The following is a 16,109-nucleotide window of genomic DNA, read 5'->3' as shown; positions in this document are numbered from 1 at the left end:
TCTGTGCGAGTCTCGGCGGCGTGCGAGCCGACCGGCTGATGGCCATCCTCCTGCTGCTGCAACAGCGCGCGCAGCTGACCGCGGCGGACGTCGCCCGGGAGATGGAGGTGTCCGAGCGCACCGCCCGCCGTGACCTCGACGCCCTGGCGATGGCCGGCGTGCCCATCTACTCCACACCGGGCCGGGGCGGCGGTTGGCGCCTCGTGGGCGGCGCCCGCACCGACCTGTCCGGGCTGACCGCGAGCGAAGCCCGCGCCCTGTTCCTGGTCGCCGGCCCGGCCTCGGCGGCGACGCCCGCGGTGAAAGCGGCGCTGCGCAAGCTCGTCCGCGCCCTGCCCGAGCCTTTCCGGGTGCACGCCGAGGCGGCGGCGTCGTCGCTGGTCACGGACCCGCAGCGGTGGGGGTCGAGCCGGGTCGAGCACCGGCCGCCGCCCCGCTTCCTCGACGACCTCCAGGACGCGGTGATCCGCGGCGTCCAGGTGCGGCTCGGCTACGTCGACGGCAACGGCATCGGGACCGAGAGGACCGTCCATCCGCTGGGCATCGTCGCCAAGGGCCACTGGTGGTACCTCGTCTGCGACACCGACGCGGGCAGGCGGACCTTCCGGGTCGACCGCGTGTCGTCCGCCGACCCGACCGGCGATCCCGTGCGCCGACCCGACGACTTCGACCTCGCCGCGAGCTGGCGCGAGATCGCCGACGAGGTCGACCGCAGGCGCACGCCCCTCGAGATCCAGGCGATCTGCGCACCCGACGGGATGGCCCGGCTCCGGATGGTGCTCGGCGACCGGCTCCAGGTCGGGGGCGCCACGGTCGACGGCCGCGTCGAGGTCGTGATCCGCGGCTACAACGAGTACGCGCTCGCGGGCGAGCTCGCCGGGCTGGTCGAGTGGCTGGAGGTGACCGGCCCCGCGGGTGTGCGGGACCACTTGGCCTGGATCGGCGGCGCGCTCGTCGAGCGGTACGGCTGAGACCGGTCCACTCAGGTCCGCCGTGGGCCGAGGGTGCGGGCGAGCCAGGTCGCGCCGATGGTCAGGGCCAGGGCGCAGACCCCGGAGACGGTGAGAGCGGTTCCCACGCCGCTGTCGCGGCCGAGCGCGCCGAGGACGTTGCCGATGGGCGGCACCTGGCCGAACAGGAACGCGGCGAACACGAGAGCGACCGCGAGCAGCACCGACCACCCGTGTTGCGTGACCACCGGGCGCGCGCACAGCACGCCCACGCCGACCCCGGTCAGCCCGCACACCAGCAGTGCGACGAACCCGATCAGCACCACCGGCAGCGGGTACGGCCGGGGCTGGGTCAGCAACGGCACCAGGGTCGCCAGGGCCGCCACGACCAGCACGGCCAACCCCGACAGCACCGCCACCGCCGCGTGCACCCGTCCCCACCCGGCGGTCGCCACGGTCACCGATCGGCGCACCGGGTCCTCGGCAGTCGCGATGACGATGGTCAGCCACACCGCCACCGGGTAGACGAACACGCAGGTCCCGGCGTACGCCGACAGCGGCGGGCCGGCGTCGGACGAGTTCAACATCGCCAGCACGGCCCCGAACAGCAGCAACGGCGGCAGCCAGCGCTGGGTGCGCAGGACGTCGGCCAGCAGGTACCGGACCAGAGCCGTCACGACCGCACGCTCCGCACCGAGCACCCCAGCCGCAGCACCGACGCCAACACCTCGTCACTGTGCGCAGCCGCGACCTCGACCCGTGCCCCCGAACCGACCGGGTCCGCCGACAGCACGCCCTCCAACGCGCTGACCTCGGACAACAGCTCCCCCACCCGGGCCAACTCGATCACCACTCCGTTCGAGGCGGCTCCCAGCGGCAGCACCCGCGCGCCGGGGAGGTCGTGGCCGTGGTGGTCGGTGACCAGGACGGCGGCCTCCGACGCGGTCACCACCGACCGCAGCACCTCGCCCGCCGCCGCGTCCAGGCCCGACCACGGCTCGTCCAGCACCAGCAGGTCCCGGGCCATCAGGGCCTGGACCAGCGCGATCTTCTGCGTGTTGCCCTTGGACAGGGTGGCCATCGGCGCGTCCGGGTCGCCGACGAACCCCAGGGCCTCGACCAGGTCCCACCGCACCGGCACACCCCGCACCGCCGCCAGGTGCCGCAGGTAGTCACGGGCGCTCAACCGGACGCCGGGCGGGAAGCGCTCGGGCATCCACCCCACCGAAGCGGGCCGCGACACCGAGCCCGAGGTGGGCCTGCTGAGGCCGGCGGCGATGCGCAGCAACGTCGACTTGCCCGAGCCGTTGCCCCCGGTGACGACCACCGCCTCGCCGGGCTCGACGGACAGCGACACGTCCCGCAGCACCCACGGACCGCGTCCGTACCGCTTCCCGATTCGATCAAGACGGACCACGGGTGTGATGATGCTCCGATCTACGTGGGGCCGGCTTGAAGCCGAATACAGGACACGCGTACTGTTTAGGTCGAGAGCGCGCCGCACTCCCGGGTGCGGAAGACTCACCAGAAGTTCCCCAACCGACTTCGCGCGTCACCAGATGGAGTTTCACGTGACTGGACCAGGGATGCCCGTGCCTGCCGGCACCGGAGGCACCAGCAAGGACAGCTTCGGCGCCCGCGGCACGCTCACCGTGGGGGACGCCTCGTACGAGGTGTTCCGGCTGAGCGCGGTCGAGGGCGCCGAGCGTCTGCCGTACAGCTTGAAGATCCTGCTGGAGAACCTGCTGCGGACCGAGGACGGCGCGAACATCACCGCCGACCACGTGCGCGCCCTGGCCTCCTGGGACCCGTCCGCCGAGCCGGACACGGAGATCCAGTTCACCCCCGCCCGCGTGGTGATGCAGGACTTCACCGGCGTGCCCTGCGTGGTGGACCTCGCCACCATGCGCGAGGCCGTCACCCAGCTCGGCGGCGACCCGTCCAAGGTCAACCCGCTGGCGCCCGCCGAGCTGGTCATCGACCACTCGGTCATCGCCGACATCTTCGGCCGCCCGGACGCCTTCGAGCTCAACGTCGACCTGGAGTACGAGCGCAACAAGGAGCGCTACCAGTTCCTGCGCTGGGGCCAGACGGCGTTCGACGAGTTCAAGGTCGTCCCGCCGGGCACCGGCATCGTGCACCAGGTCAACATCGAGCACCTGGCCCGCGTGGTCATGGTCCGCGGTGGCCAGGCGTACCCGGACACGCTGGTCGGCACCGACTCGCACACCACGATGGTCAACGGCATCGGCGTGCTGGGCTGGGGCGTCGGCGGCATCGAGGCCGAGGCCGCCATGCTGGGCCAGCCGGTGTCGATGCTGATCCCGCGCGTGGTCGGCTTCAAGCTGCACGGCGAGCTGCCCGCCGGCGCGACCGCGACCGACCTGGTGCTCACGATCACCGAGATGCTGCGCCAGCACGGCGTGGTCGGCAAGTTCGTCGAGTTCTACGGCTCGGGCGTGGGCGCGGTGCCGCTGGCCAACCGCGCCACCATCGGCAACATGAGCCCCGAGTTCGGCTCGACCTGCGCGATCTTCCCGATCGACGGCGAGACCATCGACTACCTGAAGCTGACCGGCCGCTCGGCCGAGCAGCTGGCGCTGGTCGAGGCCTACGCCAAGGAACAGGGCATGTGGCACGACCCGGCGCACGAGCCGGTGTACTCCGAGACCCTGGAGCTGGACCTGTCGACGGTCGTCCCGTCGATCGCCGGCCCGAAGCGCCCGCAGGACCGCATCGAGCTGACCGACGCCAAGGAGGCGTTCCGGCAGGCGCTGGGCGCGTACGTGGCGCACACCGAGGACAGCTCGAAGTCCACTGTGGACGAGGCCGTGGACGAGACCTTCCCGGCCAGCGACCCGATCTCGGTGTCCAACGGCGACTCCGGCGGCGAGCCGCGGGTGTTCCACTCGGCCGCCGAGGGCGCGCAGGGCCGTCCGTCCAACCCGGTGAAGGTGACCGTGGACGGCGCGGAGTTCGAGCTGGACCACGGCGCGGTCGCGATCGCCGCGATCACCTCGTGCACCAACACGTCCAACCCGTCGGTGATGCTCGGCGCGGCGCTGCTGGCGAAGAAGGCCGTGGAGAAGGGCCTGGAGCGCAAGCCGTGGGTCAAGACGACCCTGGCGCCGGGCTCGAAGGTCGTCATGGACTACTACGAGCGCGCCGGCCTGCTGCCGTACCTGGAGAAGCTGGGCTTCCACCTGGTCGGCTACGGCTGCACCACGTGCATCGGCAACTCCGGCCCGTTGCAGGACGAGATCTCGGCCGGCATCAACTCCGGTGACCTGGCCGCGGTGTCGGTGCTGTCGGGCAACCGGAACTTCGAGGGCCGGATCAACCCGGACATCAAGATGAACTACCTCGCGTCCCCGCCGCTGGTGGTGGCCTACGCGCTGGCCGGTTCGATGGACAAGGACATCACCACCGAGCCGCTGGGCGCCGACCCGCAGGGCAACCCGGTGTACCTGTCCGACATCTGGCCGTCGCCGCAGGAGATCTCCGAGGTCGTCGCGTCGTCGATCTCGCCGGAGGGCTTCACCAAGGGCTACGCGGACGTGTTCGCGGGCGACCAGCGCTGGCAGTCGCTGCCCACGCCGACCGGCAAGACCTTCGAGTGGGACGCCGAGTCCACCTACGTGCGCAAGCCTCCGTACTTCGAGGGCATGGAGATGGACCCGAAGCCGGTCACCGAGATCGCGGGCGCGCGCGTGCTGGCGCTGCTGGGCGACTCGGTCACCACGGACCACATCTCCCCGGCCGGCGCCATCAAGGCCGACTCGCCCGCGGGCAAGTACCTCACCGAGCACGGCGTGGACCGGAAGGACTTCAACTCCTACGGCTCCCGCCGCGGCAACCACGAGGTGATGATCCGCGGCACCTTCGCCAACATCCGGTTGCGCAACCTGCTGCTGGACGACGTGCAGGGCGGCTTCACCCGCAACTTCCTGGAGGAGGACGCGCCGCAGACCACCATCTACGACGCGTCGGTGGCCTACGCCGCCGCGGGCATCCCGCTGGTCGTGCTGGCGGGCAAGGAGTACGGCTCGGGTTCGTCGCGCGACTGGGCGGCGAAGGGCACCTCGCTGCTGGGCGTGCGGGCGGTGATCGCCGAGTCCTTCGAGCGCATCCACCGGTCCAACCTGATCGGCATGGGCGTGCTGCCGCTCCAGTTCCCGGCCGGCGAGACCGCGGCGTCCCTGGGCCTGGACGGCACGGAGACCTTCGACTTCACCGGCATCACCGCGCTCAACGACGGTGACACGCCGCGCACGGTCAAGGTCGTCGCCACGAAGGCGGACGGGGCGAAGATCGAGTTCGACGCGGTCGTCCGCATCGACACCCCCGGCGAGGCCGACTACTACCGCAACGGCGGCATCATGCAGTACGTGCTGCGCAAGATGGTCCGCAGCTAGTTCGACGGTGTGAGGGGCCGTCCACCCAGTCGGGTGGGCGGCCCTTTCGCTTGCTACTGGATCAACGCGCCGAGGTCGATGTCCACCGGGAACGGCACGGCGGTCTTCAACCGGTCGTGGAAGATGCCGGTCAGGGCGTAGGACTCGGTGGCCGGGTCCAACTCGTACACGTAGGCGACCGGCTGGCCGTCGCTGTTCTCGACCCGCCAGTAGTGCTTGATGCCCGCTTGGGCGTACCGGCGGGGCTTCGTCTCCCGGTCCCGGATCTCGGACGACTTGGACACCACCTCGACGACCATCGTCACGTCGTCCGGCAGGTAGTAGGTCCGATCCAAGTTCGCGGCGGCAGTCTCCGTCACCACCGACACATCGGGGCACGGCCGCTGCCGCTCCCCCAACACCACGTCCATCTCCCTGTCCGCGGTCAACCCGTCCGGTGTCTGTCGGCAGAGTTCGCCACGGAGCCCGTCGACGACCAGCATGTGGAACTTCGTCTGTGGGCTCATGATGATGAGTTCTCCGTCGATCAACTCGATGTGCTTGAGCGCATCGAGGGCTCCGCCAGGGCCGTCAGGGCTGAGTCGGTCGAGGTCAGCCGCTGTCCAGCCGTCGACCGGGACGTAGGGCCACTGGAGGTCAGCCGTCATGCGCCAACCATAGGACCAGCGCTCGGGGTGTTCAAAAGGAGCCGCTGTCATGCGCCAACGATAGGACCGGCGCCTCAGTGCTCAGATGCCGCCCGCGCCCAACATTGGTGCGAGGTAGCCACGCAAAACCTTCTTCAGTTCGACCACCAGCGCCGGCCGGTCGTCGGGCGCGGCGGCCACGATCATCGGGATCAACCCCCCGAACAGCTGCATGGTCACCATCACCGTCCGACCGCGCTGCACCGCATCCAGATCAGGACACCGAGCCGCGAACACCGCGTCCAGGCGGCCGAAGACCGCCGCGTGCACGTTGCGGGTCGGGATGGCGAGCTTTTCCGGCATGTCCGGGCGGCCGAAGAGGGCCTTGAAGCCCGGGTTGGCGACGTTCACCGCCACCATCGGGTCGGCCATGCGGTCGATCAAGTCGTCCAGCGGCAGGTCCGCGTGCTCCGGGGTGAGCGAGCCGTGGGCCTCGCGCAGCTGCTCCAGGTACCGGTCCGCCAAGGCCTGCGCGATGGCCTCCTTGTTGGCGTAGAACTGGTACAGCGTGCCCGGCGAGACGCCCGCCCGCGCCGCGATCGCATTGGTGGTCGCGGCCTCGTAGCCGACCTCCGCGAACACCGCCGCCGCCGCGTCCTGCAACTCGGCCATCCGCCGCTCGCCCCGGGCCTGCCTGCGCACCGTCACGGGCACCACCTTCTCACCTCGTTGACAAACACGAGCGATCACTCGTATTTTCAAAACACGAGCACTCGCTCGTATTCCACTCTACCGAGGAGCAGACCGTGTACGAGCTGGGGCGATTCGTCGTGCGCCGACGGCGGTGGGTGCTCGCCTTCGCCGTCGTCGTGACCGTGGTGGCGGCGGTGATCGGGAGTGGGGCGCTGTCGGCGCTGTCGCTGTCGCGGTACGAGGTGGTCGGGACGGACTCGCAGCGGGCCGCCGACGTGTTGGAGCGGGAGTTCGGGACCGGCAACCCGAACATCACGCTGCTCGTCACCGCGCACGGGTCGGTGGACGACCCCGCCGTGGTGGCCGAAGGGCGGCGGCTGACCGAGGAACTGCGCGGGGCCACCGCCGAGGCCACCTCGTACTGGGACGACCGCAGCCCGGCGCTGCGGTCCGAGGACGGCACCCAAGCCCTGGTCCTGGGCCGCGTGCCGGGGTCGGCGACCGAGGCGCGGGCGGCGATCGCCGAGTTGTCCGAGCGGTTCACCCTCGACAACGACGTGGTGTCGGTCGGCGTCGGCGGGCAGGACGAGGTGTTCCGGCAGGTCGGCGCGCAGGCCGCGCGGGACTTCCTGCGGGCCGAGATGATCATCGTGCCGGTGGTGTTGTTGCTGCTCGTACTGCTGTACCGGCGGGTGTCGATGGCGCTGGTGACGATCGGGATCGGGCTGTTCGCGATGGTGGCGACCCTCGCGGGCCTGCGCGGGCTGACGTACCTGACCGAGGTCTCGACGTTCGCGGCCAACATCACGCTGGTCATGGGGCTCGCGCTGGGCGTGGACTACTGCCTGTTCGTCATCGCCCGGTACCGCGAGGAACTGGCGGGAGGCGCGGACGTGCCGACGGCGGTGGCGCGGGCGGTCGGGACGGCCGGGCGGACGGTGCTGTTCAGCGGGCTGACGGTGGCCGCGTCGCTGGCGATGCTGGTGCTGTTCCCCTTCCCGTTCCTGCGCTCGTTCGCCTACGCGGGTGTGCTGGTGGTCGCGCTGTCGGTGGTGGGGGCGTTGACGATCCTGCCCGCCGCGCTGGCGTCGCTGAAGCCGCACCCGGCGCGGGAGCGGACGAGCGGGTTCTGGGCGCGCACGGCCGGGGCCGTCATGAGGCGTCCACTGTGGACCGGAGGGGTCGCCCTGCTCGGGCTGCTCCTGGTGGCCGCGCCGGTGCTGGGACTGCGGTTCGGGCTGCCCGACGACCGCATCCTGCCGCCCGACGCGTCCAGCCGGGTGGTGCAGGACCAGATCCGGGTCGGGTTCGGGCAGGAACAGACCGACGCGCTCCGGGTGGTCGGAGCGGGCGTGCGCGATGCGGAGGCTTTCGCGCGCCGGCTGGACGAGGTGCCCGGCATCGTCCAGGTCGACCACCGCACCACCGACTACGGCACCTACTGGACCGCGATCCCCAGCCAAGAGGCCCTGAACGGTGACGTGCCCGAGCTGGTGCGGCAGGTGCGGGCGTTGGAGCCGGGGTACCTGGTCGGCGGCTACCCGGCCGAGTTGGCCGACTTCCGCGACGCGCTCACCGACCGCCTGCCGCTGGTGGTCGCGTTGATCCTCGCCGTCACGTTCGTCCTGCTGTTCCTGATGACCGGCAGCATCCTGTTGCCGCTCAAGGCCACCGCGCTCAACCTGCTCAGCCTGGCGGTGATGTTCGGCGTGGTGGTGTGGGGGTTCCAGAACGGCAACCTCGCGCACCTGCTGGGTTTCACCGCCACCGGGACCGTCGAGCCGAGCATCCCGATCCTGATGTTCTGCATCGCCTACGGGCTGTCGATGGACTACGAGGTGTTCATGGTGTCGCGGATCTCCGAGGAGTACCACCGCACCGGCGACGAGCGGACCGCCGTCACCACCGGCCTCCAGCGCTCCGCGCCGCTGATCACCGCCGCCGCCGCGATCCTGGCCTTCTCGTTCGCCGCCTACACCACCGGCAGCGTCATGATCTTGCAGATGCTCGGCGTGGGCATGGCGGTCGCGGTGCTGGTGGACGCGACGGTCGTGCGGGCGGTGCTGGTGCCGTCGCTGATGCGGTTGGCGGGCCGGGCGAACTGGTGGGCGCCGCCGTTCCTGCGTCGCCTGCACACCCGGTTCGGGCTGTCGGAGGGCTCGCTAGGGTGATCCCCTTCGAGGGGGTCGAGGATGTTCGCGTTGGTGTTGGTGGGACTGCTCAGCACGCTGTGGGAGTTCGGGCCGCTGGTCGGCGCCGGTGTGCTCGCGGTGGTGACCGGGTGGACGCGGTCGGTGCGGCTGGGCATGGCGACGGCCGCGTTCACCGTGGCGGCGCTGGTCACCTACCAGCCGTTCCCGGCGGTGGTCGCGCTGGCCGGCGCGCTGCTGATCGCCGCCCACGACGTGCACGCGCGGCGTCCCGGCGAGTGGTTCCCCCTGCTGGCCATCGGTTCCGGGGTGCTGCTCGCGTTCTTCGGCGAGGAGTGGGTGGCGTTCAGGCCGGTCTGGGACGACACCGACACCGATGTCACCTTCTACGCCGACCTGAGCGCGTCGACCGCGGTCGCGATCGGCTCCACGGGCTCGGACTGGGCGTTGTCCGTGGTGGTCGCCGTGGTGGTGGCGACGGGGTTCGCGGTGTGGGCGTGGCGGACGCGGAGCCTGGTGGTGCTCGCGACCGCCGCGGGCTACCTCGCCGCCGCCTGGTACGCCGAGCCAGCGGTGTCCGGGCCGGGGATGCAGTTCCTGAGCCAGGAGCAGTTCATGGTCGCGTTCGCCTCGGCGGACGCAGTCTACCGGCCCGAGGTGGTGGTGCTCGCCGGTGCTGCGGTGGCCTACGGGCTGGCGCACGGGTGGCGGGACTGGGTGCCGCTCGCGGTGGTCGGGCCGTTGAGCACGCTGTGGGAGTACGGCGGCGCGGCGGGCACGGCCGTGCTGCTGGTCACGGCGTGGCGGCTGCGCAGTGGGCGGCTCGCGGGCGCGGCGGTGGCGTTCGCGGTGGCGGACTTCGTCGGCGCACAACCGGTTCCGGCCGTGGTGGCGCTGGCCGGCGCGCTGGTGATCATGGCGTACGACCTGCACGCCCGCCGGCCCGGCGTGTGGTTCGCGTTGTTCGGCGTGGGGACCGGGCTGTTCCTGGTGGCGGCCCAGTGGCACGCGACCGCGCAGAGCGAGTCCTTCGGCTGGTTCGCCTACGCGCCCGTGACCTCCACACACATGCTGTGGACCGAGGGGTCGGTGGGCGGGCTCCCGCCGTCGTGGACCGCGGTGGACCCGTTGCTCGTCTTCCACCCGGCGGCGCTGGTGCTGGCCGGTGCGGCGGTCGCGCTCGTCCTGCGCGACCGCCGCACGCGAACCCCTTAGAACGGCTGGACGTTGGGCTGGAAGACCTGCCCGGCGGCCGGCGTCTTGAGGTTGACCAGGTAGTCGGTCACCACGGTGTCCGCACCCGCGCTGTCACCCAGGATGCAGTGCCCGAAGGCGTCGACGCTCAGCAGCACCGCGTTGCCGAGCTGACGGGTCATGCGCTGGGAGAACTTGTACTGCGTCGCCGGGTCGTAGTAGTTGCCCACCACGACGACCGGGTTCTTGGTGCGCTTGTTCCACGGCCCGGCGTAGCGGTCCGGGTGCGGCGCGGGCCACGAGGCGCAGGTCAGCAGGTCGGACGCGGCCTGCTGACGACCGAAGGTGGGTGACTCCCGCTCCCACTTCGCCGCGACGAACGGGAACAGCTCCGGGATGCGCACGAACGGCTTGTCCGTGCAGTTCACGGCGTAGTACGAGTCGTCGGACAGGTACTCGGCGTCGGCCAGGCCCGCCCGCACGTCGGCCAGGCCGTGCTTGTTGGCCAACGGCTTCTCCAGCTCCGGCTCCGCCTGCACGGTCAGCGCCGCGCTCGGGTGCAGCACGGCGTAGATCGACTGCAACCAGGCGGCCAGCGCCTTGAACCGGGTCGGCGCGTACAGGTCGCCGGTGACCCGGCCGATGTAGCCGGCGTAGGTCACGACCGTGCCCGAGGGCAGCGTGATCGGGGCCTTGCGCAGCGCGTCGCGCACCTCGTCGAACTTGGCCCGCGGGTCGCCGTCGCTGTACGCGCACTTGTCGCCCTCGGCGTCGCAGCGCTTGAGGAACGCGTCCAGGGCCAGCTCGAAGCCCTGCGCGCGCTGCCGGTCGTACTCCGCGCCGTTGGAGGTGCGCAGCGCCGGGTCCACGTTGCCGTCCAGCACCAGCGCGCGGGACCGCTGCGGGAACAGGTTCGCGTAGGTGGCGCCGAGCAGCGTGCCGTAGGAGAAGCCGACGTAGGTCAGCTCGCGGTCGCCCACGCCCTGGCGGAACAGGTCGAGGTCACGCGCCACGTCCTCGGTCGACATGTGGTCCAGCAGCGGACCGGCGACCTTCGCGCACGAGTCGGTGTAGTCCTCGGTGGCGTCCATCGTGTCGCGGATCTCGGTGCGGGTGACCGGGACCGACGACATCCGCCCGAAGACGGCGTCGGCTTCCTCCTGGGTCTTGAAGCAGCGCAACGGGGTGCTGCGCCCGACGCCACGCGGGTCGAACCCGATGAGGTCGAACCGCTTCATGATCTCCGGCTGGAAGAACGAGCTGCCGTACGCGGAGTAGATGAGCCCGGCGCCACCCGGCCCGCCGGGGTTGATGAACAGCGAGCCGACCTTGTTGGCCTGGTCGGTCGCGGGGGCCTTCATCAGCGCGACGGTGATCTTCGCGCCGTGCGGCTTGCGGTGGTCCAGCGGCACGGGGTGGTTGGCACAGCTGACCCGCTCCCGCTGCGCGGCGGGGATCTCGGCCAACACGTCGTCCGCGCACTTGCCCCACTGGATCGGCGCACCGCCTTGCGCCTGGGCTTCCTGTGCGGAGGCGGTCGCCGTGAGGCCGGAGACCGCGGTCCCCAGGGCCAACGCGACGACCAGCGTTCTACTGCCAAACTTCACGAGCGGTACTCCCTCGCGTCCGAGTCGGTGCCGCCCCTCGTCGACTATCCACGGCACCGTCGCGCGAGGCTCCCACCCGAGGGGCTCCGCGAACACCCGCAGAACGGATGGTTCTGTCCCGACTTCGGACGCGGGTGCGGCGGGCTCCGCTCTGGAGCCCGCCGCACCCGCGTACTAGCTCAGCCGATGGCCCTCGAGAGGGACAGGGCGAAGCGGCCCTCCGTGTCGGTCCACCAGCGGTGCAGTTCGAAGCCGGCCTCGGCCAGTTCCCGGGTCACGCCCTCGCGTCGGAACTTCGCCGACACCTCCGTCCGCAGCTCCTCCCCCGCCGCGAACTCGACGTCCAGGTCCAGCGCCTCCACCCGGACCTTCGCGGGTCGGTCCGCGCGCAGGCGCATCTCGATCCACTCCTCCTCCGCGTTCCACAGGGCGATGTGCCGGAACTCCTCCGCGATGAAGTTCGCGCCCAGGTCGCGGTTCAGCACCCGGAGCACGTTCCGGTTGAACTCCGCCGTCACCCCGCGGGCGTCGTCGTAGGCGCGTACCAGGACCTCCGGGTCCTTCACCAGGTCGGTGCCCAGCAGCAGCCACTCCCCCGGCTCCAGGACGTCCCGCACGGAGGCGAAGAACTTGTCGCGTTCCTCCGGGATGAGGTTGCCGATGGTGCCGCCCAGGAAGGCCACCAGCCTCGGCGACGCACCCGGGAGCAGGCCCAGGTGCTCGGTGAAGTCGCCGACCACCCCGTGCACCTTCAGGCCGGGGTAATCGGTCAGGATCTGCTTGGCCGCGTCGGTCAGCGCCGACACCGACACGTCCAGCGGCACGAACTCGTTGAGCGTTCCGTGGTCGCGCAACGCGTCCAGCAGCAGGCGGGTCTTCTCCGAGGAGCCCGAACCCAGTTCCACCAGGGCGTGCGCGCCGGTGGTCGTGGCGATCTCGGCGGCGCGGGAGACCAGGATCTCGCGTTCGGCGCGGGTCGGGTAGTACTCCGGCAGGCGGGTGATCTCCTCGAACAGGTCGCTGCCGACGGCGTCGTAGAACCACTTCGGGGACAGCCACTTCGGGGTCGCGGTCAGGCCCGCCTTCGCCTCCGCCCGGAGGGCGACGGCGGCCTCCTCGGGGGTCAGGTGCACGTCCAGCACTGGCTCGGTCATCGTCGTCCCATCGGTTGAACGTCCACAGTGGAGGGATCGGCCGTGACGACGTGCCCCTCGGGCACCTCCCGCCAGCGCGGGTCGTCGTCGAGCGGTTCCGAGGACACGGTCACCGCGTCGTCGGTCCGGCGGAACCACAGGGAGTGGGTCCACGTGGTGCCGACGAGCACGGTTCCGTTAGTGAGCAACAGGTTCAGCCGCGAGCCGGGGGCGGCGGCGGCCACTTCCGCGACCACGTCCGCCACCGCGCGCGCGGGTGGGGTGGTGGCCAGGCGCGACCGCAGCAGCGCCCACAGCAGGGCGGAGTCGGTGGGCGCGTCCAGGGTGAGCAGGTCGGCGGTGGGCAGGGTCTTGGCCAGGTCGGCGACCGAACCGGGCCAGTCGGTGACGCGGCCGTTGTGGCTGAACAGCCACTGCCCGTCGGTGAACGGCGCGCACGCCGTCTCCACGATCGGCATCCCGACCGTGGCCGAACGGACGGCGGCCAGGACGGCGCCGGACTCGGTGACCCGGCTCAGCTGAGCCAGGTTCTCGTCCGACCACAGCGTCCCGGTGCGGCGGTAGCGGACGGCCCGGCCCGGCGCCGGGTACCAGCCGACGCCGTAGCCGTCCACGTTCACCGTGCCGCCGCCGCGCATGTCCCTCGGCGCGTACGACTGGTGCACCAGCGAGTGCGGCGGGTCGTGCACGAGACTCGCGATGGGCACGGCGGGGCCGAGGTAACCCAGGTGGCGGCACACGTCAGGCCAGCTCCTCCGGGCTCGCGTCCCGCGCGCAGCGGAAGCCCGCGAAGATCTGCCGCCGGATCGGGTAGTCCCAGTTGCGGAACGTGGCGCGCACGGCCGACTGGTCGCTGCCGAACGAGCCGCCGCGCAGCACCTTGTAGTCCGGTCCGAAGAAGACCTGCGAGTACTCCGCGTACGGGAACACCTCGAACCCGGTGTAGCCGTGGAAGTCCGAGCTGGTCCACTCCCACACGTCACCGATCAGCTGGTGCACGCCCAGCGGCGACACGCCCGCCGGGTACGCGCCGACCGGCGCCGGGGAGAGGTGCCGCTGGTTGAGGTTGGCGTGCGCTTCCGTCGGGTCCTCGTCGCCCCAGGGGTAGCGCCGGGACCGGCCGGTCGCCGGGTCGAAGCGGGCGGCCTTCTCCCACTCCACCTCGGTGGGCAGCCGCTTGCCCGCCCACTTCGCGTACGCCTCGGCCTCGTAGTAGCAGACGTGGACGACCGGCTGGTCCGGGTCTAGCGGCGCGGTGACGCCGAACGCCGTGCGGTACCACTGGTCGCCCTCGCGCTCCCAGAACCTCGGGGCCGCGAGCGAAGCCTTCCGCACGTGCGCCCAGCCGGCCTCGGACCACCAGCGCGGGTCGGTGTAGCTGCCGGCGGCGATGAACTCGGCGTAGGCGCGGTTGGTGACCGGGGTCGTGTCGATGAAGAACGGGTCGGTGGACGCCTGGTGCGCCGGGCGCTCGTTGTCCAGCGCCCACGCCTCGGTGGAGGTGCCCATCGTGAACGGGCCGCCGGGCACCAGCACCTCGGCCGGGCCGACCGGGCCGCCGCGCGGCGGTGGCGGCGCGTCCAGCACGGGCGGTCCGACGCGCAGCTGGTGGGTGGCCAGCATGGTCTCGTCGTGCTGCTGCTCGTGCTGCACGATCATGCCGAACGCGAACCCGCCGTCCACCAGCCGGCGGCCCTCCAGCGGGCTGGTCTCCAGCACGTCGAAGACCTTGTCCCGCACCTGGGACACGTACTTGCGGGCCTCGGCCGGCCCCAGCAGGGGCAGTTCGGGGCGCACCGCGCGGGCGTGCTTGAACGCGTCGTAGAGCTCGTCGATGTCCTGGCGCACCGGCTCCCGCCCGCCGACGTCGCGGACGAGCCACAGCTCCTCCTGGTTGCCGATGTGGGCGAGGTCCCACACCAGCGGCGACATCAGCTTGGAGTGCTGGCGCACGAGGTCGTGGTCGTCGACGGCGTCGGTGAGCAGCTTGCTGCGCCGCCGCGCCCGTTCCAGCTGCGCGGCGACGTGGTCGCGGACCTGTTCGGTCCCCCGGGTGAACTGGCTGGTCATGATCGGCCCCCTCCGGTCTTCTCAGCGAGTTGTCGGTGCAGTTGTTCTGCGATCGCGTCGGTCTGGCCGACGGACAGGTCCGTGCGGTGCAGCGCCGCGCAACCCAGCTCGACCACGTCGCGCGCGGCACGGGCCAGGACGGGGTCGTCCAGGCCGTGGCGGGCGGCGGCGAGCCAGCGGTTGGCGGCGGTCTCGGTGGCGGCGAGCACGCCGTCCACCACGGACCGGTCGCTGAACAGCGCGGCCATGAGCACCACCGGCGGCAGCCACTGCCCGTCCGGCGGTGTGTCGAGGTAGCGGACCTCCAGGTAGCCGCGCGGGCGCACCGGCGGGAACTGGAGCGTCAGGTGGTAGTCGAGGTCGTCGGTGGTGGGTCGGGTCGGCAGGGCGCCGTCGATCCAGTCGGCGAAGGTGAACGGGTGCGGCGGCAGCCAGTTCGGCCCCGGTCTGCGCACCACGATCACCGGGGCGTCCACCACGCGCCGCGCCCACGCCGCCGCCGGGTCGGCGCACACCGCCGCCGGCCGGGTGCGGACGGGGTCGGTCGCGTAAAGGCTGCGCATGCGGGCGCTGGCCCACTCGGTGCGCCGGCCGCCGACGCCCGGCGAGTTGGCGAACAACGCCATCAGCACGGGACCCAGCGCGTGGACGGCGGCCCAGCGCGTGGGCACGTCCTCTTTCAGCCCGGCGTCCAGGCACACCTGGAGGCCGGCCGTGCTGCACATCATCGTGAGGCCCTCGGGACCCAGCGGTGCGAAGGCCTGTTCCATCGCCGCGTACCGGGGCACCTGGAGGAGCCGGCGCGGTGGTCGGTGGGGATCGGCGCCGCGGTGCCCGAGGACGAGGCCGTGGGGCGCCAGCAGGCGGGTGAGGTGGTCGACGTCGTCCGCGACGGTCTTGAGCAGCTCGGAGAGCGAGGTGCTCGGAGGGGTGGAGATCTCGACCTGCCCGCCCGGCTCGACCGTGAGCGGGGTGCCGCCGGGAAGCGGCTGCTGGGGGCTGTCGGGGACGAGGGTGGGAGGCGCGTGCTTGCCCAGAGCGGCGGCGAGTGCGGTCGCGTCGACGGGCTTGCTGTGGTCTTCTCGGTGGTGGACGGTCCATTCGATCTCGACTCCGAGCAACCTCGGAGGCCCGTGCTTGAAGCAGACCGAGGCCACGTAGGCCTCGGCCTCCGCTCGGTCCCGGAAGACCGCCGGGCTCGGCCCCGCAGGCGGGGTGTTACGGACAGCAGTCACTTTCGGTACTCCCCG

13 protein-coding genes are annotated in these 16,109 nt (G+C 71.6%); 4 read left to right on the top strand and 9 right to left on the bottom strand.

Annotated elements, in window-relative coordinates; translation table 11 throughout:
- Window positions 1-20: 20 nt before the first annotated feature.
- Entirely contained in the window at window positions 21-971 is a 951-nt protein-coding gene (locus WBN91_RS09205) for a helix-turn-helix transcriptional regulator (RefSeq protein ID WP_337726605.1), read from the top strand.
- Between the two features lie 11 nt (window positions 972-982).
- Here WBN91_RS09205 and WBN91_RS09200 read toward each other — a convergent pair whose 3' ends face one another.
- Window positions 983-1,627 (bottom strand): hypothetical protein, encoded by a 645-nt coding sequence (locus tag WBN91_RS09200; RefSeq protein WP_337726604.1) that lies wholly within the window; start codon window positions 1,625-1,627, stop codon window positions 983-985.
- Window positions 1,624-2,367, bottom strand: coding sequence for an ABC transporter ATP-binding protein (locus WBN91_RS09195; protein ID WP_337726603.1), 744 nt, complete (start codon window positions 2,365-2,367; stop codon window positions 1,624-1,626). Before WBN91_RS09195 ends, WBN91_RS09200 begins: the two co-directional genes overlap by 4 nt.
- 169 nt (window positions 2,368-2,536) lie before the next feature.
- Here WBN91_RS09195 and WBN91_RS09190 point away from each other — a divergent pair, with 169 nt between their 5' ends.
- Entirely contained in the window at window positions 2,537-5,365 is a 2,829-nt protein-coding gene (locus WBN91_RS09190; RefSeq protein ID WP_337726634.1) for an aconitate hydratase, read from the top strand.
- A 53-nt stretch (window positions 5,366-5,418) separates the two neighbouring features.
- Here the strand turns inward: WBN91_RS09190 and WBN91_RS09185 are convergent, their stop codons facing one another.
- Both WBN91_RS09185 and WBN91_RS09180 read right to left on the bottom strand, forming a co-directional pair.
- Window positions 5,419-6,012, bottom strand: coding sequence for a Uma2 family endonuclease (locus WBN91_RS09185; protein WP_337726602.1), 594 nt, complete (start codon window positions 6,010-6,012; stop codon window positions 5,419-5,421).
- An 81-nt stretch (window positions 6,013-6,093) separates the two neighbouring features.
- Entirely contained in the window at window positions 6,094-6,699 is a 606-nt protein-coding gene (locus WBN91_RS09180) for a TetR/AcrR family transcriptional regulator (protein ID WP_337726601.1), read from the bottom strand.
- A gap of 98 nt (window positions 6,700-6,797) precedes the next feature.
- Between WBN91_RS09180 and WBN91_RS09175 the strand changes: the two genes are divergently transcribed.
- Together WBN91_RS09175 and WBN91_RS09170 are read left to right on the top strand one after the other, a co-directional pair.
- Entirely contained in the window at window positions 6,798-8,855 is a 2,058-nt protein-coding gene (locus WBN91_RS09175) for an MMPL family transporter (RefSeq protein WP_337726600.1), read from the top strand.
- A gap of 21 nt (window positions 8,856-8,876) precedes the next feature.
- Entirely contained in the window at window positions 8,877-10,049 is a 1,173-nt protein-coding gene (locus tag WBN91_RS09170) for a hypothetical protein (RefSeq protein WP_337726599.1), read from the top strand.
- On the opposite strand, the gene WBN91_RS09165 is transcribed toward WBN91_RS09170, so the two are convergent.
- The 5 genes from WBN91_RS09165 to WBN91_RS09145 all read right to left on the bottom strand — a co-directional run bounded on the left by WBN91_RS09165 (window position 10,046) and on the right by WBN91_RS09145 (window position 16,094).
- Window positions 10,046-11,635, bottom strand: a complete 1,590-nt coding sequence (locus WBN91_RS09165) for an alpha/beta hydrolase (protein WP_337726598.1) — start codon at window positions 11,633-11,635, stop codon at window positions 10,046-10,048. The genes WBN91_RS09170 and WBN91_RS09165 overlap by 4 nt on opposite strands.
- Before the next feature lie 179 nt (window positions 11,636-11,814).
- On the bottom strand, window positions 11,815-12,789 hold the full coding sequence (gene egtD / locus WBN91_RS09160; protein WP_337721945.1) for an L-histidine N(alpha)-methyltransferase: 975 nt from the start codon (window positions 12,787-12,789) through the stop codon (window positions 11,815-11,817).
- On the bottom strand, window positions 12,786-13,529 hold the full coding sequence (gene egtC, locus WBN91_RS09155; RefSeq protein WP_337721946.1) for an ergothioneine biosynthesis protein EgtC: 744 nt from the start codon (window positions 13,527-13,529) through the stop codon (window positions 12,786-12,788). Before egtC ends, egtD begins: the two co-directional genes overlap by 4 nt.
- Before the next feature lies 1 nt (window position 13,530).
- Complete coding sequence (gene egtB / locus WBN91_RS09150; RefSeq protein ID WP_337721947.1) at window positions 13,531-14,859, bottom strand: ergothioneine biosynthesis protein EgtB; 1,329 nt, start codon at window positions 14,857-14,859, stop codon at window positions 13,531-13,533.
- Window positions 14,856-16,094 carry a glutamate-cysteine ligase family protein gene (locus WBN91_RS09145; RefSeq protein WP_337721948.1) on the bottom strand — a complete coding sequence of 413 codons (1,239 nt, stop codon included), beginning with the start codon at window positions 16,092-16,094 and terminating at the stop codon, window positions 14,856-14,858. Before WBN91_RS09145 ends, egtB begins: the two co-directional genes overlap by 4 nt.
- Window positions 16,095-16,109 lie beyond the last annotated feature (15 nt).

Origin of the sequence: Saccharothrix sp. CCNWYY140, from assembly GCF_037401995.1 — a bacterium.
In the GTDB taxonomy this organism is placed as follows: Bacteria; Actinomycetota; Actinomycetes; order Mycobacteriales; family Pseudonocardiaceae; genus Actinosynnema.
This window is presented reverse-complemented; position numbering and strand designations above follow the sequence as displayed.